The organism is Streptomyces sp. NPDC002793, assembly GCF_040295485.1.
Lineage (GTDB): Bacteria > Actinomycetota > Actinomycetes > Streptomycetales > Streptomycetaceae > Streptomyces.
Map to the genome: position 1 here is coordinate 306,809 of NZ_JBEOVL010000001.1, position 23,263 is coordinate 330,071.

At 70.4% G+C, this 23,263-nt stretch carries 21 protein-coding genes; 10 read left to right on the forward strand and 11 right to left on the reverse strand.

Annotated elements, in window-relative coordinates; all coding sequences use genetic code 11:
* Nucleotides 1–57: 57 nt before the first annotated feature.
* Nucleotides 58–762, reverse strand: coding sequence for a histidine phosphatase family protein (locus ABT001_RS01400; protein WP_351270557.1), 705 nt, complete (start codon nt 760–762; stop codon nt 58–60).
* Entirely contained in the window at nt 759–2,066 is a 1,308-nt protein-coding gene (gene hemL, locus ABT001_RS01405) for a glutamate-1-semialdehyde 2,1-aminomutase (RefSeq protein WP_351270560.1), read from the reverse strand. The genes ABT001_RS01400 and hemL overlap by 4 nt, the downstream gene beginning before the upstream one ends.
* 292 nt (nt 2,067–2,358) lie before the next feature.
* Here hemL and ABT001_RS01410 point away from each other — a divergent pair, with 292 nt between their 5' ends.
* The 4 genes from ABT001_RS01410 (at nt 2,359) to ABT001_RS01425 (ending at nt 5,068) form a co-directional block, all read left to right on the forward strand.
* Nucleotides 2,359–2,955 (forward strand): hypothetical protein, encoded by a 597-nt coding sequence (locus ABT001_RS01410; RefSeq protein ID WP_351270563.1) that lies wholly within the window; start codon nt 2,359–2,361, stop codon nt 2,953–2,955.
* A gap of 145 nt (nt 2,956–3,100) precedes the next feature.
* Complete coding sequence (locus tag ABT001_RS01415; protein ID WP_351270565.1) at nt 3,101–3,850, forward strand: Mut7-C RNAse domain-containing protein; 750 nt, start codon at nt 3,101–3,103, stop codon at nt 3,848–3,850.
* 61 nt (nt 3,851–3,911) lie between these two features.
* Nucleotides 3,912–4,247: a YnfA family protein gene (locus tag ABT001_RS01420; protein ID WP_351270568.1), complete on the forward strand. Its 336-nt coding sequence runs from the start codon at nt 3,912–3,914 to the stop codon at nt 4,245–4,247.
* A 62-nt stretch (nt 4,248–4,309) separates the two neighbouring features.
* The gene (locus ABT001_RS01425; protein WP_351270570.1) at nt 4,310–5,068 is read left to right on the forward strand and encodes an SDR family NAD(P)-dependent oxidoreductase; all 759 of its coding nucleotides are present in this window, start codon (nt 4,310–4,312) and stop codon (nt 5,066–5,068) included.
* 43 nt (nt 5,069–5,111) lie between these two features.
* On the opposite strand, the gene ABT001_RS01430 is transcribed toward ABT001_RS01425, so the two are convergent.
* Nucleotides 5,112–6,305: an RtcB family protein gene (locus ABT001_RS01430; protein WP_351270573.1), complete on the reverse strand. Its 1,194-nt coding sequence runs from the start codon at nt 6,303–6,305 to the stop codon at nt 5,112–5,114.
* A gap of 171 nt (nt 6,306–6,476) precedes the next feature.
* Here ABT001_RS01430 and ABT001_RS01435 point away from each other — a divergent pair, with 171 nt between their 5' ends.
* From ABT001_RS01435 to ABT001_RS01445, 3 genes are all read left to right on the forward strand, one after another.
* Nucleotides 6,477–7,301 (forward strand): histone H3 family protein, encoded by an 825-nt coding sequence (locus tag ABT001_RS01435; protein WP_351270575.1) that lies wholly within the window; start codon nt 6,477–6,479, stop codon nt 7,299–7,301.
* Between the two features lie 156 nt (nt 7,302–7,457).
* The gene (locus ABT001_RS01440; RefSeq protein WP_351270577.1) at nt 7,458–8,285 is read left to right on the forward strand and encodes a DUF3558 domain-containing protein; all 828 of its coding nucleotides are present in this window, start codon (nt 7,458–7,460) and stop codon (nt 8,283–8,285) included.
* Nucleotides 8,286–8,467: 182 nt separating this feature from the next.
* A complete protein-coding gene (locus ABT001_RS01445; protein WP_351270579.1) occupies nt 8,468–9,850 on the forward strand; it encodes a DUF2637 domain-containing protein in 1,383 nt (460 codons plus the stop codon).
* 66 nt (nt 9,851–9,916) lie between these two features.
* Here the strand turns inward: ABT001_RS01445 and lysS are convergent, their stop codons facing one another.
* Nucleotides 9,917–11,677 (reverse strand): lysine--tRNA ligase, encoded by a 1,761-nt coding sequence (gene lysS / locus ABT001_RS01450; RefSeq protein WP_351270582.1) that lies wholly within the window; start codon nt 11,675–11,677, stop codon nt 9,917–9,919.
* A 137-nt stretch (nt 11,678–11,814) separates the two neighbouring features.
* Here lysS and argS point away from each other — a divergent pair, with 137 nt between their 5' ends.
* Entirely contained in the window at nt 11,815–13,584 is a 1,770-nt protein-coding gene (argS, locus tag ABT001_RS01455; RefSeq protein WP_351270585.1) for an arginine--tRNA ligase, read from the forward strand.
* Between the two features lie 191 nt (nt 13,585–13,775).
* Nucleotides 13,776–15,002 carry a cytochrome P450 gene (locus ABT001_RS01460; protein WP_351270587.1) on the forward strand — a complete coding sequence of 409 codons (1,227 nt, stop codon included), beginning with the start codon at nt 13,776–13,778 and terminating at the stop codon, nt 15,000–15,002.
* Nucleotides 15,003–15,057: 55 nt separating this feature from the next.
* Here the strand turns inward: ABT001_RS01460 and ABT001_RS01465 are convergent, their stop codons facing one another.
* The 6 genes from ABT001_RS01465 to ABT001_RS01490 all read right to left on the reverse strand — a co-directional run bounded on the left by ABT001_RS01465 (nt 15,058) and on the right by ABT001_RS01490 (nt 21,560).
* Nucleotides 15,058–16,326: a cytochrome P450 gene (locus ABT001_RS01465; RefSeq protein WP_351270588.1), complete on the reverse strand. Its 1,269-nt coding sequence runs from the start codon at nt 16,324–16,326 to the stop codon at nt 15,058–15,060.
* A complete protein-coding gene (locus tag ABT001_RS01470; RefSeq protein WP_351270591.1) occupies nt 16,323–16,940 on the reverse strand; it encodes a GTP-binding protein in 618 nt (205 codons plus the stop codon). The genes ABT001_RS01465 and ABT001_RS01470 overlap by 4 nt, the downstream gene beginning before the upstream one ends.
* Nucleotides 16,921–17,277, reverse strand: a complete 357-nt coding sequence (locus ABT001_RS01475; RefSeq protein ID WP_351270594.1) for a DUF742 domain-containing protein — start codon at nt 17,275–17,277, stop codon at nt 16,921–16,923. Before ABT001_RS01475 ends, ABT001_RS01470 begins: the two co-directional genes overlap by 20 nt.
* On the reverse strand, nt 17,274–17,693 hold the full coding sequence (locus ABT001_RS01480; protein WP_351270746.1) for a roadblock/LC7 domain-containing protein: 420 nt from the start codon (nt 17,691–17,693) through the stop codon (nt 17,274–17,276). Before ABT001_RS01480 ends, ABT001_RS01475 begins: the two co-directional genes overlap by 4 nt.
* Before the next feature lie 121 nt (nt 17,694–17,814).
* On the reverse strand, nt 17,815–19,620 hold the full coding sequence (locus tag ABT001_RS01485; protein ID WP_351270597.1) for a sensor histidine kinase: 1,806 nt from the start codon (nt 19,618–19,620) through the stop codon (nt 17,815–17,817).
* Between the two features lie 458 nt (nt 19,621–20,078).
* Complete coding sequence (locus tag ABT001_RS01490) at nt 20,079–21,560, reverse strand: transcriptional regulator (protein ID WP_351270600.1); 1,482 nt, start codon at nt 21,558–21,560, stop codon at nt 20,079–20,081.
* 393 nt (nt 21,561–21,953) lie between these two features.
* Between ABT001_RS01490 and ABT001_RS01495 the strand changes: the two genes are divergently transcribed.
* The gene (locus tag ABT001_RS01495; protein WP_351270603.1) at nt 21,954–22,673 is read left to right on the forward strand and encodes a DUF4232 domain-containing protein; all 720 of its coding nucleotides are present in this window, start codon (nt 21,954–21,956) and stop codon (nt 22,671–22,673) included.
* A gap of 132 nt (nt 22,674–22,805) precedes the next feature.
* Here the strand turns inward: ABT001_RS01495 and ABT001_RS01500 are convergent, their stop codons facing one another.
* The gene (locus ABT001_RS01500) at nt 22,806–23,246 is read right to left on the reverse strand and encodes a glutaredoxin domain-containing protein (protein WP_351270749.1); all 441 of its coding nucleotides are present in this window, start codon (nt 23,244–23,246) and stop codon (nt 22,806–22,808) included.
* Nucleotides 23,247–23,263 lie beyond the last annotated feature (17 nt).

The window sequence follows — 23,263 nt, forward strand, 5'->3', positions numbered from 1 at the left end:
CCGTACAGGCGCCGCACCCGCCCCGCGGAACAACGGGGCGGTGGAGCCTGCCGCGCACTACGCCCCGAACGCCTTGGACTTCCCCTTGACCGGCTTCGCACCCGCGAGCAGATGCGCCGGCACCAGATCCCGGGCGGGCTCGGTGTAGCCGACGGACACGATCTCGTCGCCCCGGTACGTGAAGGTGGTCAGCGAGGCCAGGGTGCACTGCCGCTTGCGCGGGTCGTGCCACAGCCTGCGCCGCTCCACGAAGCTCCGCACGATCCAGATCGGCAGCTGGTGGCTGACGCAGACCGCCTCGTGCCCGCGCGCGGCGTCACGCGCCGCGTCCAGGGCGCCCATCATCCGCACGACCTGCTCGATGTACGGCTCGCCCCAGGAGGGCTTGAAGGGGTTGGTGAGGTGCTTCCAGTTCTCGGGCCTGCGCAGCGCGCCGTCGCCGACCCCGAAGGTCTTGCCCTCGAAGACGTTGGCGGCCTCGATGAGGCGGCCGTCGGTGGCCAGGTCCAGTCCGTGCGACGCGGCGATCGGCGTGGCCGTCTCCTGGGCGCGCTCCAGCGGGGAGGCCACGACATGCGTGATGTCGCGCTTCTCCAGGTGCTCGGCGACCCGGTCGGCCATCCGCCGGCCGAGGTCGGACAGGCTGTAACCGGCACGGCGCCCGTAGAGCACGCCGTCCGGGTTGTGCACCTCGCCGTGGCGCATCAGGTGGACGACGGTGACGTCCTTCCCCGTCCGCTCGCTCTCCGCCCGCCCGCTCATGCCGTGGCCTCCGCCGCCGCACGGGCGGCGGCGGGCAGCGCCGCCGCGATCCGCTCCAGGGCCCTCGCGTCGTGGGCCGTGGAGACGAACCAGGACTCGAAGGCCGACGGCGGCAGATACACACCCTGCTCCAGCATCGAGTGGAAGAAGGCGGTGAAGCGGAAGGCCTCCTGCTTCTTCGCGTCCTCGTAGTTCCGGACCGGCTCGTCGGTGAAGAAGACGGAGAACATGTTGCTCGCCGCCGACACCGTGTGCGCGACACCCGCCTCGGTGAACGCCGCTCCGACCAGGGACCGCAGCTCCGCGGAGACCGCGTCGACCTTCGCGTACGCCGCGTCGTCGAGCAGCCTCAGCTGGGCCAGGCCCGCGGCGGTGGCGACCGGGTTCCCGGAGAGGGTGCCGGCCTGGTAGACGGGGCCGACAGGGGCCAGATGAGCCATCACGTCGGCTCGACCGCCGAAGGCCGCGGCGGGGAAGCCGCCGCCCATGACCTTGCCGAAGGTCATCAGGTCGGGCCGCACCCCGTCGATGCCGAACCAGCCGGCCTTCGACGTACGGAAACCGGTCATCACCTCGTCGGAGATGTACAGCGCACCGTCGGCCGCGCAGATCTCCTTCAGCCCGGCGTTGAAGCCGTCAAGCGGCGGCACGACGCCCATGTTGCCCGGCGATGCCTCCGTGATCACACAGGCGATCTCACCCGGCTGCGCGGCGAACGCGGCGCGCACGGCCTCCAGGTCGTTGTACGGCAGCACGATCGTGTCGCCCGTCTGGGCACCGGTCACGCCGGGCGTGTCGGGCAGACCGAAGGTGGCGACCCCGGAGCCGGCCGCGGCCAGCAACGCGTCGACGTGGCCGTGGTAGCACCCGGCGAACTTCACGACCTTGGCCCGGCCGGTGAAACCACGGGCGAGCCGGATCGCGGACATGGTCGCCTCGGTGCCGGACGACACCAGCCGCACCTGCTCCACGGGCTCGATCCGGGCCACGACCTCCTCGGCGAGCGCGACCTCGCCCTCACCCGGCGTACCGAACGAGGTACCCCGGGCGACCGCCTCCTGGACGGCCGCGATGACCTCGGGGTGCGAGTGCCCGAGGATCATCGGCCCCCACGAACACACGAGGTCGACATACTCACGGCCGTCGGCGTCGGTGAGGTACGGACCCGTACCGGACACCATGAACCGGGGCGTACCGCCCACGGCCCGGAAGGCACGCACGGGGGAGTTCACGCCGCCGGGCGTCACGAGGGACGCGCGGTCGAAAAGCGTCTGCGAAACTGGGGCTTCGTATTGATACGCCACTTTGGTCCTGATCTGCGATTCGAGGTTCGGGGGGCCTGACCGGTGTTCCCGGCCGCCGGTGAGCAGGGAGCGCGCTCTCCCCGTATGAGGCTCGTACAACGAAAGGGCGTCAGTCTCCTCGCGTCTGCAAAACTGGGGCGTCATAGGGAAAGCTCACACATGCCATGGTGTCAGAGGCATCGGCGGTCTTGCGGACAGGTGTTTCACCGCACGCCCGTGGGGGAGGTCACTGACGATGATCGGGTTGCGCGGCGGGGCTGTGTCTCCTAAGAAGTAGTCGGGTGGATGAGATATGCATCGCGGTGGCGGAGTGGGCGAAGGGACCGACGGCCTGGGGCCCGAGCCTGCCCGGCGAGGGCGGCACCGGCGCAAGGCGGAGCGCGAGGCCGAGCGCGCGCGTGACGCGGCGGCCGGAGGTATCGACGGTTCGGGGAGCAGGAGCAGTGGACGGGTGGGGGTGACCTACAAGTACTTCGGTGCCCCGGACGGGGCCACCGCCGCACGGGTGCCCATTTCCATGCGCCCCGAGGAGCTGGGCGGTGACGAGCTGGGCATGGGCGGCATGTTCAGCAAGATCAAGCCCGAGACGGTGGCGGCCATGGTCCTCACCGGCATACAGGGCATACCCCTGAACAAGGTCCCTCCGCTGGAGCTCGTCGTGCTCCACCCCGACTACGCGGTGGTCAAGCTGCCGATGACGGTGGTCGACCCGCTCCGGGACGTCGGCGAGGAATCGGTCGGCGCGGCGGCCTTCATCTGGTCCACCGTCCCGGACCGCGGCGGCCCGCGCGACGCGTACAACGTCTACCAACTGCTCCACGAGTGGCAGGACTTCTCCCACCGGCTGCACGACGCGGGACACCAGGCGTACTGCCTGGTGTGGCCCTGACACGCCCCACCCCGGTCCGCACGCCGCACCCGCACGGTCCGGCGTGGAGCACCGAGGGGGCCGGGCCGGGGCTCCGAGCCGCCCCCTGCCCGCCGCGGCGGGAAACCTCTCGCTGCCGCGACCCGCGCAATGGCATCCTGACCAGGTGAACGGACCCGAGATCACTCTCGAAGTAGCCCCGGAACTCCGGCTCTTCGTCGCCCACGACCGCCGCCGCGGACGTACCGCCGTCACCACGGACGGCTCCTCGACCCTCGGACACGTCGTGGAGTCCCTCGGGGTCCCGCTCACCGAGGCCGGTCAACTCCTCGTCGACGGCCGCCCCGTGCCCGTGTCACACATCCCCGGCGCGGGCGAACGGGTCGACGTACAGGCGGTGCGACGCCCCCAGCAGGTTCCGGGCGCACCGCTGCGTTTCCTGCTCGACGTCCATCTGGGCACGCTCGCCCGGCGGTTGCGACTCCTCGGCGTGGACGCCGCGTACGAGAGCGAGGACATCGGCGACCCCGCACTCGCCGCCCTCTCGGCGGAGCAACGCCGCGTCATGCTCTCCCGCGACCGGGGACTGCTCAGGCGCAGGGAGATCTGGGCAGGGGCGTACGTCTACAGCGACCGGCCCGACGAGCAGCTCCGCGACGTCCTGGGCCGCTTCGCCCCCGTGCTCGCGCCGTGGACCCGCTGCACCGCCTGCAACGGGCAGCTCGCCGAGGCGGACAAGGATTCCGTGCGCTCCCACCTGGAGCAGGGCACGGAGGCGGGCTACGACGTGTTCGCGCAGTGCTCCGACTGCGGCCGGGTGTACTGGCGGGGCGCCCATCACGCCCGTCTGGAGGCCGTCGTGACGGAGGCCGTACGCGAGTTCGGCGGGGCGGGGAGCCAGGCGCCGACGGCCTGAGAGGCCGTCCGGCCCGTACACGCAGGACCGGTCCCGCCGGCCCGCGTGACACCCTGGCCCCATGTTCGTCGCCCGTTCCGTCGCCCTCTTCGTCGTCGCCGCGCTCTTCGAGATCGGGGGCGCCTGGCTCGTCTGGCAGGGGGTGCGCGAGCACCGCGGCTGGATCTGGATCGGCGCGGGCGTCATCGCCCTCGGCGCGTACGGCTTCGTGGCCACCCTCCAGCCGGACGGCGACTTCGGCCGCATCCTCGCGGCGTACGGCGGGGTGTTCGTCGTCGGCTCGATCGCCTGGGGCGTGGTCGCCGACGGCTACCGGCCGGACCGCTGGGACGTGACCGGCGCGCTGATCTGCCTGGCCGGCATGGCGCTGATCATGTACGCCCCGCGCGACCACTGAGCCCGGCCCAGGAACCCGCGCCTATCCTGGCCACGTACCGACCAGCTGTCCGAGGAGTTCGCATGGCCGCCACCCCCATCGCCGTCATCACCGGTGCGAGCAGCGGCATCGGCGCCGCGACCGCCAGGCAGCTGGCCGCCGCCGGGTACCGCGTGGTGCTCACCGCACGCCGCAAGGACCGCATCGAGGCGCTGGCCGCCGAGCTCGCCGAGGCGGGCCACCAGGCGACGGCCTACGCCCTGGACGTCACCGACCGCGCGGCGGTCGACGAGTTCGCCACCGCGTTCCGGTCCCTGGCCGTCCTGGTCAACAACGCCGGCGGCGCGCTGGGCGCCGACCCCGTCGCCACGGGCGACCCGGCCGACTGGCGCCAGATGTACGAGACGAACGTCATCGGCACGCTCAACGTCACCCAGGCCCTGCTCCCCGCGCTCACCGCGAGCGGGGACGGCACGATCGTGATCCTCTCCTCGACGGCCGGCCTCTCCACCTACGAGGGCGGGGGCGGTTACGTCGCGGCCAAGCACGGCGAGCACGTGCTGGCGGAGACCCTCCGGCTGGAGATCGTCGGCACGCCGGTCCGCGTGATCGAGGTCGCGCCCGGCATGGTCAAGACCGAGGAGTTCGCCACCACCCGCTTCCGCGGCGACACGGAGAAGGCCGCCAAGGTCTACGCGGGCGTCGACGCCCCGCTCTCCGCCGACGACGTGGCCGACACGATCACCTGGGCCGTCACCCGCCCCAGCCACGTCAACATCGACCTGCTGGTGGTCCGCCCTCGCGCCCAGGCCTCCAACTCCAAGGTCCACCGCACCCTCTGAGGCGCCCGGCCGGGACGGGGCCGGCATCGCGGCCGGCCCCGTCTCAGCCCTTCACGCACACGATCTGCTTGATCTTCGCGACGACCTCCACCAGATCCCGCTGCTGCTCCATGACCTGCTCGATCGGCCTGTACGCCGCCGGGATCTCATCCAGGACGCCGGAGTCCTTGCGGCACTCCACGCCCCGGGTCTGCTCCTCCAGGTCGCGCGTCGTGAAACGGCGCTTGGCCGCGTTGCGGCTCATCCTCCGACCGGCGCCGTGGGAGGCCGAGTTGAACGCCTTCTCGTTGCCGAGGCCCTTCACGATGTAGGAACTCGTTCCCATGGAACCCGGGATGATCCCGAACTCGCCGGTCCCTGCCCGGATCGCGCCCTTTCGGGTGACCAGCAGGTCCATGCCCCCGTACCGCTCCTCCGCGACGTAGTTGTGGTGGCAGGAGATCTCGCGCTCGAAGACCGGCTTCGACTTCTTGAACTCCTTGCGGACCACGTCCTTGAAGAGCGCCATCATGATCGCTCGGTTGTACTTGGCGTACTCCTGGGCCCAGTACAGGTCGTTCCGGTACTCGGCCATCTGCGGAGTGTCCGAGATGAAGACCGCCAGGTCTCGATCGACCAGTCCCTGGTTGTGTGCCAGCCCCTGAGCGATCCCGATGTGATGTTCGGCCAGCTCCTTGCCGATGTTCCGGGAGCCGGAATGGAGCATCAACCAGACCACCCCTGCCTCATCGAGACAGAATTCGATCATGTGATTTCCCGATCCGAGCGTTCCCATCTGCTTTGTGGCACGTTCCTGACGGAATTTGACCGCTTCGGCAATCCCGTCGAACCGTGACCAGAAGTCGTCCCAGCCGCCGGTCGGGAAGCCGTGGAGTTTCCCCGGGTCGACCACGTCGTCGTGCATCCCCCGGCCCACCGGGATCGCCTGCTCGATCTTCGACCGGAGACGCGAGAGGTCACCCGGCAGGTCGTTGGCCGTCAGCGACGTCTTCACTGCCGACATCCCGCAGCCGATGTCCACACCCACCGCGGCAGGACAGACCGCGCCGTGCATCGCGATCACCGAACCCACGGTCGCGCCCTTGCCGTAGTGGACGTCCGGCATGACGGCGAGCCCCTTGATCCAGGGCAGCGTGGAGACGTTCCGCAGCTGCTGCATCGCGCCGTCCTCGACCGACGCCGGATCCGCCCACATGCGGATCGGAACCTGCGCACCCGGCACCTCTACATACGACATAACCCCTCGATTCCCCCGAAAACACTGAAAGCGCAAAACCGGTGCCGAGGTCGGCATAAAGGTCGTCCGACCGGCATTCACAGCGGCGCGTGCGATAGACATTGTGTCCATCGGCCGCTATCGAGCGGCAACCTGTTTTCGTACCGAAGGGAGCCTGGGACCGTGCGACACATGGCGTACGCACCCGGCGTCGCGCTTCTCGTGGCGCTCGTCGCCGGCTGCAGCGCCGGCTCCGACGCCGACGACCCCGCCGCCGACAGCAAGCCCGGCAGCCCGACGGTCACGGCCGCGCCTCCCGGGAAGTACCGGACGCTGCCCGAATCCTGCCGTGCCGTGCCGCGCTCCACCCTCAAGGACCTGCTGCCGGGCACCGCCGACATGCCCGAGGAACAGCAGGAGAAGGTGTACGAGGGCACGGCCACCGTCACCTACGACACCGACCGCAAGGTCGGCTGCCGCTGGAAGTCGGACGCCATGGACGCCTCCCGGAACCTGTCCATCGACTTCGAGCGCGTCGTGTCGTACGACCCCGCGGTGAGCGACGACGACCGCGCCCGGGCGGTGTACGCGACGAAGGAGGACGCCGCCGCCCTCCCCACAGCGTCCGGCGCGACCCCCAGCGAGAAGGCCGGCGGATCGGCGTCGCCGGACGGCACGCCGTCCGGCTCCCCGAGCGGCACGTCCTCCGGCGCGCCGTCGGACGGCTCCTCCGCCGTTCCCTCCGACGGCACCACCGGCATCGACCCCGACGAGGACCTCCGGCCGCGACTGCTCGACGAGCTGGGTGACGCCGCGTTTCTGGACGATGTGCTGACCCGGGCGGGTTCCACCGCGCAGCACCGCACCGTGAGCGTGGTATTCCGCACATCGAACGTCATCGTGACCGTCCAGTACACCGAGCAGCCTGCCCGTGTCACCGAGGTTCCCGACAGCAGGGAACTGCAGGAGAAGGCGCAGGCCCTGGCGCGGAAACTGGCCGAGACCCTCAGCGACTGACCGGCCTCGCGAGGGGCCCCGGCCAGGGCCCCGGGCACACCCCGGGGCCTCCGGCCGAAGGCGGCATCCCGTCGCGGTCCGTCGTACCGTGGCCCCGACCGACCGCCGCAACCGCCCGCACGACCGAGACCGCCGTGCCGTCCGAGTGAAGGAACCATGCACCGATCAGCCCCGCGACTGTCCCGCATACTCGCCTGCGCCGCCGTTCCGGTGATGCTCGTCGTCGCCGGCTGCTCGTCGGACTCCGACGACGGGAAGGCCTCGGACTCCTCGGCCTCCCCGAGCACGGAGAACACCGAGCCGACCGTCGAGCCCGCGAAGTTCGACGCACTGCCCGACGCCTGCACGTCGATCACCAAGAAGACGATCGAGGACCTGGTCCCGAAGACCAAGAACAAGGGCGGCACCCCCGGCAAGTCCAGCAACACCGCGAGCCGCGGCGGCTGCTCCTGGAACGGCCTGGACGACAACGGCGTGAAGGGTTCCCAGTACCGCTGGCTCGACGTCGGTTTCACCCGCTTCGAATCGGACCAGTCCCTGGGCAGCGGCGCCGAGCGCGCGACCGCCGAGTACACGAAGCAGGCCTCCAAGGCGCAGGCGACGGAGGGCGCGGAGAAGGCCGCGGCCAAGCCTGTCACCGGCGTCGGTGAACAGGCCACGTCCGTCACGTACGGCCTCACCAAGTCCAAGGAGGACTTCGAGTACGCGACGATCGTGGCCCGCACGGGGAACGTCGTCGTCAGCGTCACCTACAACGGGGCCGGGTTCGCGGGCGCCAAGACGCCCTCCGCCGCCGACATCCTCAAGGGCGCGCAGAAGGCCGCCGGGGAAGCGGTCGCCGCGGTCGGCGCCGACAAGGACACGTCCTCGGCCTCCCCCTCCGCCAAGGCGTCGTCCTCCGCCTCGGACAAGTCCACCAAGGCGTCGGACAAGTCGACCGGGACCTCGCCCAAGACGACCGCGAAGGCGACGCACAAGTCGTGACCTGAGCCCGGCGGGGGCGCGGACTTCCCTGCCCGGCGGTGTCCTGCCGAAGCCCGGTGCTCCCCCGAGCACCGGGCTTCGGGCCCCTCCCCACGCAACACACCGAGCGGGCATGTGCCAGGCTGTGCCCGCGCCGGACGCCGAAGTGGACCCGGCTCATCGAAGTGGGGAGGGGATCGCGGGTGGCCGCAATGCAACTGACACGCACACACCGCGTGCTCATCGGGGTCGTCATCGCCGGTGCCGTGCTCATCGCCGCGATCGGGTTCGCCGGCTCCTACGCGGCCGTGCGCGAACTCGCGGAGGAAAAGGGCTTCGGCACGTTCTCCGTCGTCTTCCCGATCGGCATCGACGCCGGCATCTGCGTCCTGCTCGCGCTGGACCTGCTGCTGACCTGGATGCGCATACCCTTCCCGCTGCTGCGCCAGACCGCCTGGCTGCTGACCGCGGCGACGATCGCCTTCAACGGCGCCGCGTCCTGGCCCGACCCGCTCGGCACCGCGATGCACGCGGTGATCCCCGTCCTGTTCGTCGTCGCCGTCGAGGCCGCTCGGCACGCGGTGGGCCGGATCGCGGACATCACCGCCGACAAGCACATGGAAGGCGTCCGCCTCACCCGCTGGCTGCTCTCCCCCGTCCCCACGTTCAAGCTCTGGCGCCGCATGAAGCTCTGGGAGCTGCGCAGTTACGAGCAGGTCATCAGGCTCGAACAGGACCGGCTGATCTACCAGGCCCGCCTCCAGGCCCGCTTCGGCCGCAGCTGGCGCCGCAAGGCGCCCGTCGAGTCGATGATGCCGCTGCGCCTGGCGAAGTACGGTGTGCCGCTCGCCGAGACCGCCCCGGCCGGACTCGCCGCCGCGGGCATCGAGCCGGCCCTGCTGCCGCCGGCCCCGGCAGCCGTGGAGGCCGAGCAGCACCCGCAACTCCCGTACGTCCCGCAGGACCAGGGCCAAGCCCAAGCCCAGGGCCAGGGCCAGGGCCAGGAGCAGCGTCAGCCGCGGCCGCAGCCGCAGCGGGAACAGTACGACCCGGCCGACCAGCAGCAGTACCCCCACGAGGACCCCGGCTCGCACGACAGCCCCTGGTTCGCGACCTCCAGGGTCCTGGACGAGACGTACGAGGGCGCGTACGACCCGGATTACGACGAGGGCATGGAGCCCGCCCCGGTGATGATCCCCTCGGGGGCCGGCAACCGGACCCGTCCGCTCGGCAACGTGGGCACGATCGGCGCGTTCCCGCATCCCCGCTCGGCGGAACCGGAACCGGAACGGCCCGAGCACCCGCAGGAGCCGGAGCAGGGGCAGGAACAGGGGCAGGACGTGGCGCAGGAGGCCGATCCGGCCGAATGGGCCGAGGCCGAGGCCCAGTTCAGCAAGCTCGCCTACGAGGCGTACGCCGAGTACACCCACCAGCACCAGACCCACCCGAGCGCCGAGGCGCTCGACATAACCCTCTCGGACGTCCACGACGTCCATCACCCGCGCAGCGCCGCCCTGCTCCGTCGGCTGCTGCCCGGCTTCAAGCAGCGCTTCGACAACGAGATGGCCGCCGACCACATCGCGTAGGGGCGGGAGCGGACAGAAGGAACGGGCGGGCCGCTGAGCGGCCCGCCCGTCCTCACTTCACCGGTGTCACGCCCCGAGCAGCGTCCGCACCCGGTCCGCCCCGACCGCCAGGAGCAGCGTGGGCAGGCGCGGCCCGGTGTCCCGGCCGACGAGCAGCCGGTACAGCAGGGCGAAGAAGGAGCGCTGGGCCACCTTCAGCTCGGGGGTGGGCTTGGCGTCGGGCTCCAGGCCCTCCAGCACCTTCGGTACGCCGTAGACGAGCGTGGTCAGTCCGTCCAGCGACCAGTGCGAGTCGAGCCCTTCCAGCAGCAGTCGCAGCGATTCGCGGCCCTGCTCGTCCAGGGAGCCGAGCAGTTCCTTGTCCGGCTCGTCGCGGACGATGGTGCGTGCCTCGGCCGGGACCTGGGTGGTGATCCAGCTCTCGGCGCGGTCGAGCCGGGGCCGGGCCTCGTCGAGCGAGGTCAGCGGGTTCTCCGGGTCCAGCTCGCTGAGGATGCGCAGCGTCTGGTCCTCCGCTCCGGCGGTGATGTCGGCGACCGAGGCGAGTGTGCGGTACGGCAGCGGGCGCGGGGTGCTGGGCAGCTCCCCGGCGGCGGTGCCGATGGCCCGGGCGTACGCGGCGGCGTCGGCGGGCAGCACCGTGCCGTCGGCGACCTTGCGGGCCAGCGAGTCCCACTCGTCGTAGAGCCGCTGGATCTCCTGGTCGAAGGCGATCTTGAAGGACTGGTTCGGCTTGCGGCGCGCGTACAGCCAGCGCAGCAGCGGTGCCTCCATGATCTTCAGGGCGTCGGCCGGGGTGGGCACGCCGCCCTTGCTGGAGGACATCTTCGCCATGCCGGAGATCCCGACGAAGGCGTACATCGGGCCGATGGGCTGGACGCCGTCGAAGACCTCGCGGACGATCTGTCCGCCGACGACGAAGGAGGAGCCGGGCGAGGAGTGGTCCACGCCGCTGGGCTCGAAGATCACGCCTTCGTAGGCCCAGCGCATCGGCCAGTCGACCTTCCAGACCAGCTTGCCGCGGTTGAACTCGTTGAGCCGGACCGTCTCGGTGAAGTCGCAGGCCGAGCAGGTGTAGCTCAGTTCGGTCGTGGCGTCGTCGTAGGCGGTGACGACGGTGAGGTCCTTCTCGCAGTTGCCGCAGTAGGGCTTGTACGGGAAGTAGCCGGCGGCGTTGGAGCTGCCGTCGTCCTCGTCGGCCGCGCCCGATCCCTCGGCGGCCTCCAGTTCGGCCTCGTCGACCTTCTTCTGCTGGGGCTTCTTTCCGCCCTTGGTTCCCGCCGTGCCGTCCTTCTTGGTGCGGTAGCGGTCCAGGACGGCGTCGATGTCTGCCCGGTGCCTCATCGCGTGCAGGATCTGCTCGCGGTAGGTGCCCGCCAGGTACTGCTCGGTCTGGCTGATGCCGTCGTACTCGACGCCGAGCTCGTCCAGCGCCTGGGTCATCGCGGCCTTGAAGTGCTCGGCCCAGCTCGGGTACGCCGACCCGGCCGGGGCGGGCACCGAGGTCAGCGGCTTGCCGATGTGCTCCTGCCAGGAGTCGTCGACGCCCTCGACGCCGTTCGGCACCTTGCGGTAGCGGTCGTAGTCGTCCCAGGAGATCAGGTGGCGCACGGTGTACCCGCGGCGGCGGATCTCGTCGGCGACCAGGTGCGGTGTCATGACCTCGCGGAGGTTGCCCAGGTGGATCGGGCCCGAGGGGGAGAGGCCGGAGGCGACGACGACCGGTTTGCCAGGCGCACGTCGCTCCGATTCGGCGATGACATCGTCCGCGAAGCGGGAGACCCAGTCGGTCTCGGTGCTGCTCTGACTCGAAGCCACGGTCGGCACGTCCTTCTCTCGTGTTAGGGGACGCCCACGGGGGGCGTTCCCATTCTCCCAGGTACCACCCGCAGCGCGAAAACGGCTTTGCACCGCGTGGGATACTGGAGCGATCCCTTGTCTCCTACGGAAACGGCAGCCGGCTCATGGCTTCGGTCCCTTCCCTCGCTTCCACGCTCCAGCAGCAGCTGGCGGACGCCCTGACGGCAGCTCTGCCGGATGCCGGCACCGCGGACCCGCTGCTGCGCCGAAGCGACCGGGCCGATTTTCAGGCCAACGGCATCCTGGCCCTCGCCAAGAAGCTCAAGGGCAACCCGCGTGAGCTGGCCTCCCGGGTCACGGCGGCCCTTCCCACGGGCGACCTGATCAAGGACATCGAGGTCTCCGGCCCCGGTTTCCTGAACGTCACGCTCACCGACGGCGCGATCATCCGGACGCTCGCCGGGCGGGCCGCCGACGGCGACCGGCTCGGTGTGCCGGTGAAGGACGCCCCCGGCACGACCGTGATCGACTACGCCCAGCCGAACGTGGCCAAGGAGATGCACGTCGGTCACCTGCGGTCGGCGGTCATCGGTGACGCGATGGTCCAGATCCTGGAGTTCACCGGCGAGAACGTCGTCCGGCGCCACCACATCGGCGACTGGGGCACCCAGTTCGGCATGCTCATCCAGTACCTCTTCGAGCACCCGGACGAGCTGAAGCACGAAGACGGCTCCGAGGACGGTGAGGCGGCGATGTCGTCGCTGAACCGCGTCTACAAGGCGTCGAGGGTCCTGTTCGACTCAGACGAGGAGTTCAAGGCGCGCGCCCGCGACCGGGTGGTGGCCCTCCAGGCCGGTGACCCGGAGACCCTGGCGCACTGGCAGCGTTTCGTGGACGAGTCGAAGATCTACTTCTACTCGGTCTTCGACAAGCTCGACATGGAGATCCGTGACCCCGACATCGTCGGCGAGTCCGGTTACAACGACATGCTCGAGGAGACGTGCCGGATCCTGGAGGAGACGGGTGTGGCCGTCCGCTCCGAGGGTGCGCTGTGTGTGTTCTTCGACGACGTGAAGGGCCCGGACGGCAACCCGGTCCCGCTGATCGTCAAGAAGACGAACGGCGGCTACGGCTACGCGGCGACCGACCTGTCCGCGATCCGGGACCGCGTCCAGAACCTCAAGGCCGACTCCTTGGTCTACGTCGTGGACGCCCGGCAGTCCCTGCACTTCAAGATGGTCTTCGAGACGGCCCGCCGCGCGGGCTGGCTGAACGAGGACGTCACGGCGCACCAGCTGGCCTTCGGCACGGTCCTCGGCAAGGACGGCAAGCCGTTCAAGACCCGTGAGGGCACCACCGTCCGGCTGCAGGACCTCCTCGACGAGGCGGTGGCCCGGGCCACCGCCGTGGTCAGGGAGAAGGCCGGGAAGGTGGGTCTGACCGAGGAGGAGATCGTCGAGAACGGCCGGTACGTCGGTGTCGGTGCCGTGAAGTACGCCGACCTGTCGACCTCCGCCGTGCGGGACTACAAGTTCGACCTGGACCAGATGGTGGCGCTGAACGGCGACACGTCGGTCTACCTCCAGTACGCCTACGCCCGGATCCGGTCGATCATGCGCAACGCGGGCGAGGCGAAGCCGGCCGCGCATCCGGAGCTGGAGCTGGCCCCGGCCGAGCGCGCGCTGGGTCTGCACCTGGACCAGTTCGGCGCGGTCCTGGACGAGGTCGCCGAGGGGTACGAGCCGCACAAGCTGGCCGCGTACCTCTACCAGCTGGCCTCGCACCTCACCACGTTCTACGACCAGTGCCAGGTGCTCAGCGACGAGAACGCGCCGGAGGTCGTCGAGAATCGGCTGTTCCTCGTCGAGCTCACCGCCCGCACCCTGCACCAGGGCATGAAGCTGCTCGGTATCAGGACGCCCGAGCGTCTCTGACCCTCTCTCCGCGTACGGCGGACGGCCCCGCATCGCACCTCACCGGTGGGATGCGGGGCCGTGCGCGACTCGGGCGTGCGGCGAGACGAAACGGCGGTTTTCGGCCAATCGGGGTTTCGACGGGGCTGTTCTGTCCGGGGGTTGATCAATAGCCTGGTGCGGTAGGTCAGCTGTTGATCCGAGGGAGACCCATGTCCACCGCGCAGCACGTGCCCGATATTCTTTCGCCCGAGTTCGCAGCGGATCCCTATGCGGCCTACCGTGCGATGCGCGACACCGCGCCCCTTGCGTGGCACGAAGCCACCCAGAGCTACATCATCTCGCGATACGAGGACGTCGAGCGCGTCTTCAAGGACAAGGGCAGCGAGTTCACCACCGACAACTACGACTGGCAGCTCGAACCCGTCCACGGAAAAACGATTCTTCAGCTCAGTGGCCGTGACCACGCCGTGCGCCGCGCCCTCGTCGCTCCCGCCTTCCGCGGCAGCGACCTGCAGGAGAAGTTCATGCCGGTCATCGAGCGCAACTCGCGCGAGCTCGTCGACACCTTCCGGCACACCGGCTCCGCCGAGCTGGTCGCCGACTACGCCACCCGCTTCCCGGTCAACGTGATCGCCGACATGCTCGGCCTCGACAAGGCCGACCACACCCGCTTCCACCGCTGGTACACCGCCGTCATCGCCTTCCTCGGCAATCTCTCGGGCGACGCCGCGGTGGCTTCGGCGGGAGAGCGCACCCGCGTCGAGTTCGCCGAGTACATGCTGCCGATCATCCGCGCACGCCGTGAGAATCCGGGCGACGACCTGCTGTCCGCTCTGTGTGCCGCGGAGGTCGACGGCGTACGGATGAGCGACGAGGACATCAAGGCGTTCTGCAGCCTGCTGCTCGCCGCCGGCGGCGAGACCACCGACAAGGCGATCGCCGGCATCTTCACGAACCTGCTGCTCAACCCCGACCAGCTCGCCGCCGTCCGCGCGGACCGCGGTCTGGTCCCGCGCGCCTTCGCCGAGACCCTGCGCTACACCCCGCCCGTCCACATGATCATGCGGCAGTCCGCGACCGAGGTGACGCTCAGCAGCGGCACCGTCCCCGCCGGCGCCACCGTCACCTGCCTGATCGGCGCGGCCAACCGGGACGAGAACCGCTACGTCGACCCCGACCGGTTCGACATCTTCCGCGACGACCTCACCACCACGACCGCCTTCTCGGCCGCCGCCGACCACCTCGCGTTCGCGCTGGGACGCCATTTCTGCGTCGGCGCCCTGCTCGCCAAGGCCGAGGTCGAGACCGGCGTCAACCATCTGCTCGACGCCATGCCCGACATGCGTCTCGCCGACGGCTTCGACCCCGTCGAGGAGGGCGTCTTCACCCGTGGGCCCCAGTCCCTGCCGGTGCGGTTCACCCCCGTGGCCGCCTGACCCGCGCCGTGGCCCGAGGCACGTGGGACCCCGCCCGGGGCCCCACGTTCCCGGCCTACTGCGCCACCGGCGTGAACTGCACAGGAAGTGCTGTGAGCCCTCGCATCCAGATCGACGGACGCCAGGCCAGCTCCTCCGGCTCCACCGCCAGCACCAGGTCCGGCAGCCGCTCCAGCAGCGTCTCGACCGCCGTCCGCGCCATCACGTCCGCCAGCAGCGGGGCCGGATAGGGGCAGCGGTGCTCGCCGTTGCTGAACGACAGGTGCGCGGCGTTCTCCGCACCCACGTGCGACTCGGGCCAGATCTGCGGATCCGTGTTGGCTCCGGCCAGCCCCAGCACCAGGCAGTCACCGGCCCTGATCTGCCGCCCGCCGAGCTGGGTGTCCCGCGCGGCCCAGCGCCCGATGAAGTTCTGTGTCGGCGTGTCCAGCCACAGCGTCTCGTTGAGCGCCTCACCCACGCTGAGCCGGCCGCCCGACACGTTCAGGGCGAACCGCTCGTCCGTCAGCAGCAGCCGCAGCGAGTTGCAGATCCAGTTCGCCGTGGGCTGCTGTGCGGCGGCGATCACCGAGGTCAGGTCCTGGATGACCTCCTCGTCCGTCAGCCCCGCGGGATGCAGCAGCATGTGTGAGGTGATGTCCGGGCCGGGGTTGGCCCGCTTGTCCTCCACCAGCTGCCGCAGCCGCTCGCCCACGCGCGCGTACGCCGCCACCGGGTCGTCACCCTCCGCCGCGTCCAGCGATATCCGCAGGTCGTCGACGAGCTGCTGGGTGTCGGCGCCCGACGAGGGCATCCCGCACATCTGCACCACGGCCCGCATCGGCAGGGCGTGCGCGAACCCCGACATCAGCTCCGCCCTGCCACTGCCCGCGAACTCGGCGATCAGCCCGTCGGCGATCAGCTGGCAGTCACGGGCCAGCTCGAACTGGTCGACGTGCTCCAGCGCCTCGGTGATCACTTCGGCCCGCCGCCGGTGCTCGGCGCCCTCGGTGAACAGCACCGACGGCTGATATCCGACGAACGGCATCAGCGGCCAGTCCGCCGGGATGTTCTCCCACTGGTGCCAGCGCCGGGAGTCGCGGGCGAAGAGCTCGTCGTGGTCGGTCACGTACATGACCTCGGCGTAGCCCAGCACCAGCCAGGCCGGGATGTCCCCGTCGAGCAGCACCGGTGCGACCGGGCCGTGCTCACGGCGCAGCGCGCGGTACAGCTGCGACGGAGTCTGCTGGTACTCGAGCCCTCCCAGGCGCACCACGTCGGAGGCGTGGGCGGGGCAGCCCGGCGGCGGGGCCGGGTGCGCGTCAGAGGATCCGGGGTCGGTCACGGTGTCGCCTCCTGGGCCATGGCCAGTTGGTAGAGGTGGTCCACGAGAGTGATCAGCACGTCCTTGCCGGACTCCCTGACCCGCGCGTCGCAGTCGACCATCGGCACGTGCGCGGGGAGCGCGAGTGCCTGTCGGATCTCGTCGAGGGAGTGCCGGGTGGCGTCGCTGTCGAAGCGGTTGACCGCGACCACGAACGGCGTCCGGTGGTACTCCAGCCGGTCGATGGCGTACCAGGAGTCGTCCATCCGGCGCGTGTCCACGAGGACGACCGCGCCCAGGGTTCCGTCGAAGAGCCGGTCCCACAGGAACCAGAAGCGTTCCTGGCCCGGTGCGCCGAACAAGTACAGCACCATGCGTTCGTTGAGGCTGATCCGCCCGAAGTCGAACGCCACCGTCGTGGTCGTCTTCGTCTCGACGCCGCCGGTCTCGTCGACGCCGACGCCTGCCTGCGTCATCACCTCCTCGGTGTTCAGCGGCCGGATCTCGCTCACCGAGCGGACCAGGGTGGTCTTGCCGACACCGAATCCGCCGACGACGACGATCTTCAGGCCGGTCTCCGCCGCGTCGGCCAGGGGCGTGCGCTGGGAGGGCAGTTCAGAGGTTGCGGAGCCCATGGAGCACCTCCTTGAGAAGGTCGGTATCGGGGAGCGAAGCGGCGGACCGGGTCGCAGGAGGGTGGCGGGCGGTGATGCGGCCCATGTCGAGGAGGTCGCCGAGCAGGATCCGCACCACGGTGATCGGCAGTTTCAGTTCCGCGGCGATCTCGACCACGGCTGTCGGGTGCTGGCACAGTTCCAGCGTCCGGGCGTGCTCCGACTGCATGCCGGCTGTGGGCCGGCACTCACTGACGACGAGGGTGACCAGGTCGAAGAAGTCGTCGGAACGACTCCGCCCGCCCGTGACCGTGTAGAGCCGGTCGGGGGCACCGGTGTCCACGGGCTTGCGCATCACGAGGCGGGACTTTCCCGGACGAACCTCCGGGGCTCGGCCCGCAGGTGCTCGCCGATCTGCTCGATCAGCTCCGTCATCTGGTGCCCCACCACGCCGGGGTCGGCGTTCTCCTCCGCGATGACCGCGAGATGCGCCCCTTCACCGGCACCCACGATGAACAGCAGGCCGCCGTGGAACTCCGTCATCGAGTGACGGACGCCGCCGGTGCCGTCGCCGAACTCCATGGACGCCCCCTGGGCCAGGGCCTGGATGCCGGAGCAGATCGCCGCCAGCTGGTCGGCCCGGTCGAGCGTCAGGTGCTCGGTCCAGCACAGCTTCAGCCCGTCCCGCGACAGGACCAGGGCGTGCCGGGTGCCGGGTGTGCGCTCCACGAGGCTCCGCAGGAGCCAGGTGAGGGTGTTGTCGGTGGTCTGCATGCTGGGTGACGGGACGGTGGTGCCCGGCTGACCGGTCACCGGCCCGTTCCTCCAATCTCACGAACTCGAGCAGGGAAGTGCGCGTCCGGGACCCCGGACGCACCGCGTAAGCAGGTCGGGCTTACGGGGCGGCCGGCGGTTCGGACCCGGGCAGGACACCGGAGCCGTTGGTGCCGCTCCCGGACTGGCGTCCGCGGTGGAAGGCGCCGAACCGCGAACCCGCGTCGCGTGCCTGGCGCTGCTGCTGCGACGTGCTGGAATCCGCCGCCTCGGACGCCAGCCGGCGCTGCTCGCGCTCACGCTCGGCCTCGGCCATGGTGCGGCCCGGAGGGCGGACGGGCAGTCCGTTCGGCGTGGAGGGGGCGGGTTTCCGTACCTGTCCCTGAACGGGCAGTTCCGGCATGGCGGTGGGGCGCTCCTCGACGGCGGGGTACGGTTCGCCGCCGGTCACGGGAACCGGCGCGGAGGGGGCCGCGGGTGCGGGGGGCACCACAGGGGCGGGGGGTGCGGCGGGGACGGGGCCCGGCGTGGCCACGGCCACGGCGGGCTGACGGCGGGTGGCCTCGCGCGGTGCCGGGTCACGCTGCTGAGCGAGCAGCTGCGGGGGCAGCAGGACGACGACACCGGTACCGCCGTGCGAAGAAGGGCGGTAGTTGACGCTGATGCCGTGCTTCAACGCGAGTCGGCCGACCACGCTGAGGCCCAGCCGGGTGCCCTGCAGCGACGCGAGGTCGGTCATGCGGCCGGCGACGGCGTCCTCGGCGCGGCGCATCGCCGCACCGGCCATCTTCAGTCCGCTGTCCTCGATGGTGACGACGATGCCGGCGCTGCGCTGGTCGACGTAGACGTTCACCACGTCGATGGGCGGGGAGAAGTTCGCGGCGTTGTCCATCAGTTCGGCGAGCAGGTGCATGACGCCTTCGGCGGCGAAACCGGCGATCGCGGCGGTGGTGGAGCAGTGCAGCCGCACTCGCTGGTAGGCGGCGATGCGGCCGACGGCGCCGCGGAGGATGCTCTCCATCACGATCGGCTTGTTCCAGGCACGGCTGGACCGGCCGCCCATGAGCAGCGCCAGCCGGTCGGTCATCAGGCCGAGCTGTGAGGTGCTGTGGTCCAGCTTCAGCAGGTCGCCGAAGACCTCCTCACCGTGACGTTCCTGCATCTCCCGCAGGTCGGCGAGCATGCTGACCGCCTTGGCCTGCACACGGCCGAGCGCCTTGGCCGAGGCGCCCTGCGCCGCGGCGGCCCGCCGCTCGCTGAGGGCGAGTTCGCGGACGAACGTCTCGACCGGGGTGTGGATCACGGGCAGCCGCGGCAGGTCGAGTCCGGCCATCACCGTGGCGGCGGACCTGCCCTCACGCAGTTGGGCGACCGCGGCGGGCAGCGTCTCCTGCCCGAGCCGTTCCAGGTCGGCCGTCAGCCGGTCCAGCTCGTGCTGGACCTGGCGGCGCTCACCCTCCAGGGCGGCCGCCTGCTGCGCACCCTCCTCCAGGGCGGTGGCGAAGGTGTACGCGAGCCGGCGCAGCTGCGGGTCCGCGGGCACCGGGGCGCTGCCGAGCGCGTCGGTGGCGCTCGTGCCATCTTGCAGCCGCTTGGCCACGGCCGGCAGGGTCACGTTGATCAGGTGCGCGCACTCGGCCGACAGCCGCGCCGCCTGCGTCTTGAGCCCGGCGTTCTCCATCTCCTGCGCGGCGACAGCGCGCCCCGCACGCTGGACGAGCCGACGGGCGGCGAGGACGGCGACCGCGATGCACACCCAGGCGGCAACGGCCACGATCAGTGCCCAGGTACGGGCGCCGGACGGTGCCAGCGCGATCGCCACGCCGGCGGCCACGGCACTCACCGCCAACGCGGCCCAGGGGACGGCCGACGAGGTGTGCGGCACTCTCGGCGATCGGTGCTGGCTGGGCGGTGCAGGCACTGGCATTCCGCGGTCCCTCGGTCTGTGTCAAACAGGAGAAACAGGACGGCCGACACACGACGGCCGCAGGTCGTGAAGGCCGTCGCCGAAGGGGACGGTGATCTTCCAACCGAGTACTGGCTCATGCTAACCATCAAGCGAGGCAGGAAAATATGACTGACTGCGCAGTCAGCTCATGACCCGAATTTGGCGCGAATCCCGTACTCGCGGAAACCGCCGTGGTAAACGGTGCGTCATTCACCGCCCATCACAGCCGAATGCGCAGATTTGGAAAAGATGGGGCATCAATATGACGGAGAGCCCACCCTTTAACGCATCAACACTTCACTCCGTCCACCAGTTTTCAGCCAGCTCAACCACCGGCGACCTATGAGTGAGCAGCCCAAAAGTCCGATACCGGATGGCTCGAAGCAGCACGCCGCGTGTGACCGGCGGACGGACGGGCCGCCGCTTCGACCCCTCCGTCACTGCTCCCGCAGCTCCCACTGCGCCGTGTCCCACTGATAGGAGTACGACGGCCGGCCGGAGAGGCTGCTCGTACGGAAGGGCCGTCCCCCGTCGTCGATGCGCAGCACCCCGCTCTGCCCGCCGCTGGTCCACTGCAGTTCCAGGTACCAGGCCACGTCGTGTTCCTCCACGTGGGCGTCGATGCGGAACACCTCCACGTCCGTGGAGCTCACCCGGTACGGGAATGCCGTCGCCGGGACCACCGTGTCGCCCTGCTTCCCCGCGACGGGCTTCGCCAGGGGCAAGCCGTCGTCGAGGTCGATCGCGAAGGACTGCGGGGTGATTCCACTGCCGCACCCCTCGCCCATCGAGTACGCGCTCCAGTCGAGCGCCGGATTCCGGCCCACGATCCGGACGTTCATTTCCTTCAACACGACGGCCTCGGCGGAAAGGCCCTGGACGGTGACTTCCAGCTTCAGGTCTCCACCGTCCACCCCGCCGCGCGCCCGCGCCCAGCTCCGCGAGTCCTGCGGATCCGGGGGCTTCGCGACGTCGTCCGGGTCCTGGTTGAGCAGGTAGTACTGCCCGCAGGGCGATTCCCAGTTGTACGAACTGATGGTCGCGCTCACGGGCACGGCGCTGCCGCTCACCGGCCCCTTGGCGGACGGCGAGGGCTTGGCGGTGGAGCCGCTCCCCGTCGACGCCGAGGCCCCGGCCGACGCCGAAGCCGACGCCGAAGCACTGGCACTGGCCCTCCTGCTCGGCTTCACGGCGTCGTGCCCGCTCACACGGCCGCTGGGAACAGCCTGCGCGTGACTGGGTGCCGCGTCCGTCCGCCCGTCGCCGTCAGCCGGCCCGTCGTCGCCGAGGGCGTGTACGGCGAGGGCCGCGGGCACGGTGAGGGCCACCACCGCCACGGCGGTGAGCAGGACGCGCAGCCGCCCGGTGATACGGCGGCGGGGAGGGGGAACGGCACCTGACCGGGAGCCCTCGGGAGTCACGTCCTCCGTGACAGGCTCCGTCGCAGGGCCCGTCGCCGAGCCCGCTCCACTCCCTTCCGGGGGCTCCGCTTCCGCTCGTGCCCGCGCTTCCGCTCCGGTCTGCTCGGGCACGGGGGCCAGGGCAGGGGTCGCAGGGGCGCCCGGTGCTTCCGATGCGGTCGGGGCTTCGGGCGCTCCAGGCTCTTCAGGCGCGCCCGGGTCAGGGTCAGGGGCGGCGACCGCTTGACCCGCCTCCGGCTTCCGCGCCGCCCGCCTCTTCGCCTCGTCGGCCAGGATCCACTTGCGGTGCAGAGCCATCAACTCGTCTGACGACGCCCGGCACACCCGCGCGAAACGCTCGACGGGTGCGTAGTCGTGGGGAACGGCATCACCGTTGCAGTAGCGGTGCACGGTCGAGGTGCTCATGTGCAGCTTCTGGGCGAGCGCCCCGTAGCTGAGACCGGACCGGTCCTTCAGCCCTCTCAGCAGTGCCGCGAAGTCCTGGATCTCTGTACCCACCCCGACCGTTCCCTTCTGTTCCTTCCCGGAACGGCGTCCCAGGCAGGTGATATTCGCGCAGGTCAGAGGGCATATGAGCGTTCCAGCGTCCCGCATGCCCCGGCAACCGTTGCCACGGAAATCCGGGTCCGGAATGGTTGTGAACACACCGCGGCGATTCCCCGCGACTCGTACATCCCACTCTTACCCGTCCCGGGAGCCGCCGTGCGTACTCGACCTGAACTCAGCCTGACCGACGCGGTCGCCACGGGAGTGCTGATCGTCTGCATCGCAGTCGTCATCACCCTCCTGTAGCGCCTCTGATCGCACGTCAGCGACCAGTACACCCGCCCACACCGCAGGGCGCCAAACGGCGCCCCGGGCACCGACCACTTCCAACGGGGAGAAACTCTCATGCGTAACCTTCGCTTCCGCCGCGCCGCCCGCACCTCCGTCCTCGGCACCGCCGCGCTGATCGCCGCCCTGTCCCTCACCGCCTGCCAGAGCGGCGAGCCCGCCCCGGCGGCGTTCGACGCGGAGGCCGCTGCCGCCCAGAAGCCGGCGTCCGGCACGTCGGAGGCCCCGGCGTCCGACACAGGCAAGGAGACGGCCGGTGGCGCCGGCACCGCTGGCACCACCGGTTCCGGATCGGGCACCGCCAAGGATTCCGGTTCCACCGATGCGAAGCCTGCGTCGAAGCAGCAGAAGCCGGTCACCGAAGCCTGCACCGACGCGAACACCGAGCTCGCGATCACGAGCGTCCCGCGCCCCGTCAACCACATGCTGCTCACGGTGACCAACACCGGTTCGACGGCCTGCAACGCCTACTACTACCCGACCCTGCGCTTCGGCGAGGCGCAGTCCGTCCCGCCGGTCATCGAGGAGAGCCAGCCCCAGGCCGTCGTCACCCTGTCCCCCGGCCAGTCCGCCTACGCCGGCATCAGGACCTCGTCCGCCGACGGCAGCGGCACCGACGGCTACTCCACCACCGACCTGGAGGTCGGCTTCCAGAACGTGGACGCGGGCTCGGCGGGCGGCACCGTGAGCGTGCCGCTGGGCGAGGAGGTCTACGTGGACAGCACGCTGGCCGTCACGTACTGGCAGACCGAGATGGATGACGCTCTCATGCACTGACGGTTCGTGTACTGACCTACGCATCGGGCGTGGCACCGGAAGGCCGGTGCCACGTCCGATCGTGCGTTTCGCCGACGGGGCGGGGCCGGTTCCGTGTGGAGGACCTCTCGGGCCTGATCGGCGGCGCGCGTCCTACCTGCCTGAGGAGGAGAGCTGTTCACGCACCCACGCATGCCCGGGGTTGACATACGGACGGCCCGCCACGAAGACGGTCGGCACGGTCTCGTTGCCGTCGTTGGCCTCTCTCACCGCCGCCGCTCCGGCCGGGTCACTCCAGATGTCGACCCAGTGCGCCTGCCGGGCCCTGCGGCCCAGCCGGAAACGCAACCGCACGCAGTACTTGCAGCCCGCCCGCCAGTAGACGACCGGTTTGCCATCGACCGCACTACGCCGCTGAGCCTCCAGCGCGCCGATGGACTTCGGGAAGAACAGAGGCGAGTGCACACCCCCGAGAAGCACGAACCCCACCAGGAATGCCGTGGCTCGACCGGGACTTCCCTGAGCGAACAGCCCGCTCGCCGCGGCCGACCCGCAGAGCACCAGCACGATCGGCAGTATCCACGCACGCGTCATGAGGACGCAGGCTACCT

Coding starts and splice junctions, on each gene's coding strand:
- ABT001_RS01400 (WP_351270557.1), bottom strand. CDS start 762: ATGAGCGGGCGGGCGGAGAGCGAGCGGACGGGGAAGGACGTCACCGTC.
- ABT001_RS01410 (WP_351270563.1), top strand. CDS start 2,359: ATGCATCGCGGTGGCGGAGTGGGCGAAGGGACCGACGGCCTGGGGCCC.
- ABT001_RS01420 (WP_351270568.1), top strand. CDS start 3,912: ATGTTCGTCGCCCGTTCCGTCGCCCTCTTCGTCGTCGCCGCGCTCTTC.
- ABT001_RS01425 (WP_351270570.1), top strand. CDS start 4,310: ATGGCCGCCACCCCCATCGCCGTCATCACCGGTGCGAGCAGCGGCATC.
- ABT001_RS01430 (WP_351270573.1), bottom strand. CDS start 6,305: ATGTCGTATGTAGAGGTGCCGGGTGCGCAGGTTCCGATCCGCATGTGG.
- ABT001_RS01435 (WP_351270575.1), top strand. CDS start 6,477: ATGGCGTACGCACCCGGCGTCGCGCTTCTCGTGGCGCTCGTCGCCGGC.
- ABT001_RS01440 (WP_351270577.1), top strand. CDS start 7,458: ATGCACCGATCAGCCCCGCGACTGTCCCGCATACTCGCCTGCGCCGCC.
- argS (WP_351270585.1), top strand. CDS start 11,815: ATGGCTTCGGTCCCTTCCCTCGCTTCCACGCTCCAGCAGCAGCTGGCG.
- ABT001_RS01460 (WP_351270587.1), top strand. CDS start 13,776: ATGTCCACCGCGCAGCACGTGCCCGATATTCTTTCGCCCGAGTTCGCA.
- ABT001_RS01470 (WP_351270591.1), bottom strand. CDS start 16,940: ATGGGCTCCGCAACCTCTGAACTGCCCTCCCAGCGCACGCCCCTGGCC.
- ABT001_RS01480 (WP_351270746.1), bottom strand. CDS start 17,693: ATGCAGACCACCGACAACACCCTCACCTGGCTCCTGCGGAGCCTCGTG.
- ABT001_RS01485 (WP_351270597.1), bottom strand. CDS start 19,620: ATGCCAGTGCCTGCACCGCCCAGCCAGCACCGATCGCCGAGAGTGCCG.
- ABT001_RS01495 (WP_351270603.1), top strand. CDS start 21,954: ATGCGTAACCTTCGCTTCCGCCGCGCCGCCCGCACCTCCGTCCTCGGC.
- ABT001_RS01500 (WP_351270749.1), bottom strand. CDS start 23,246: ATGACGCGTGCGTGGATACTGCCGATCGTGCTGGTGCTCTGCGGGTCG.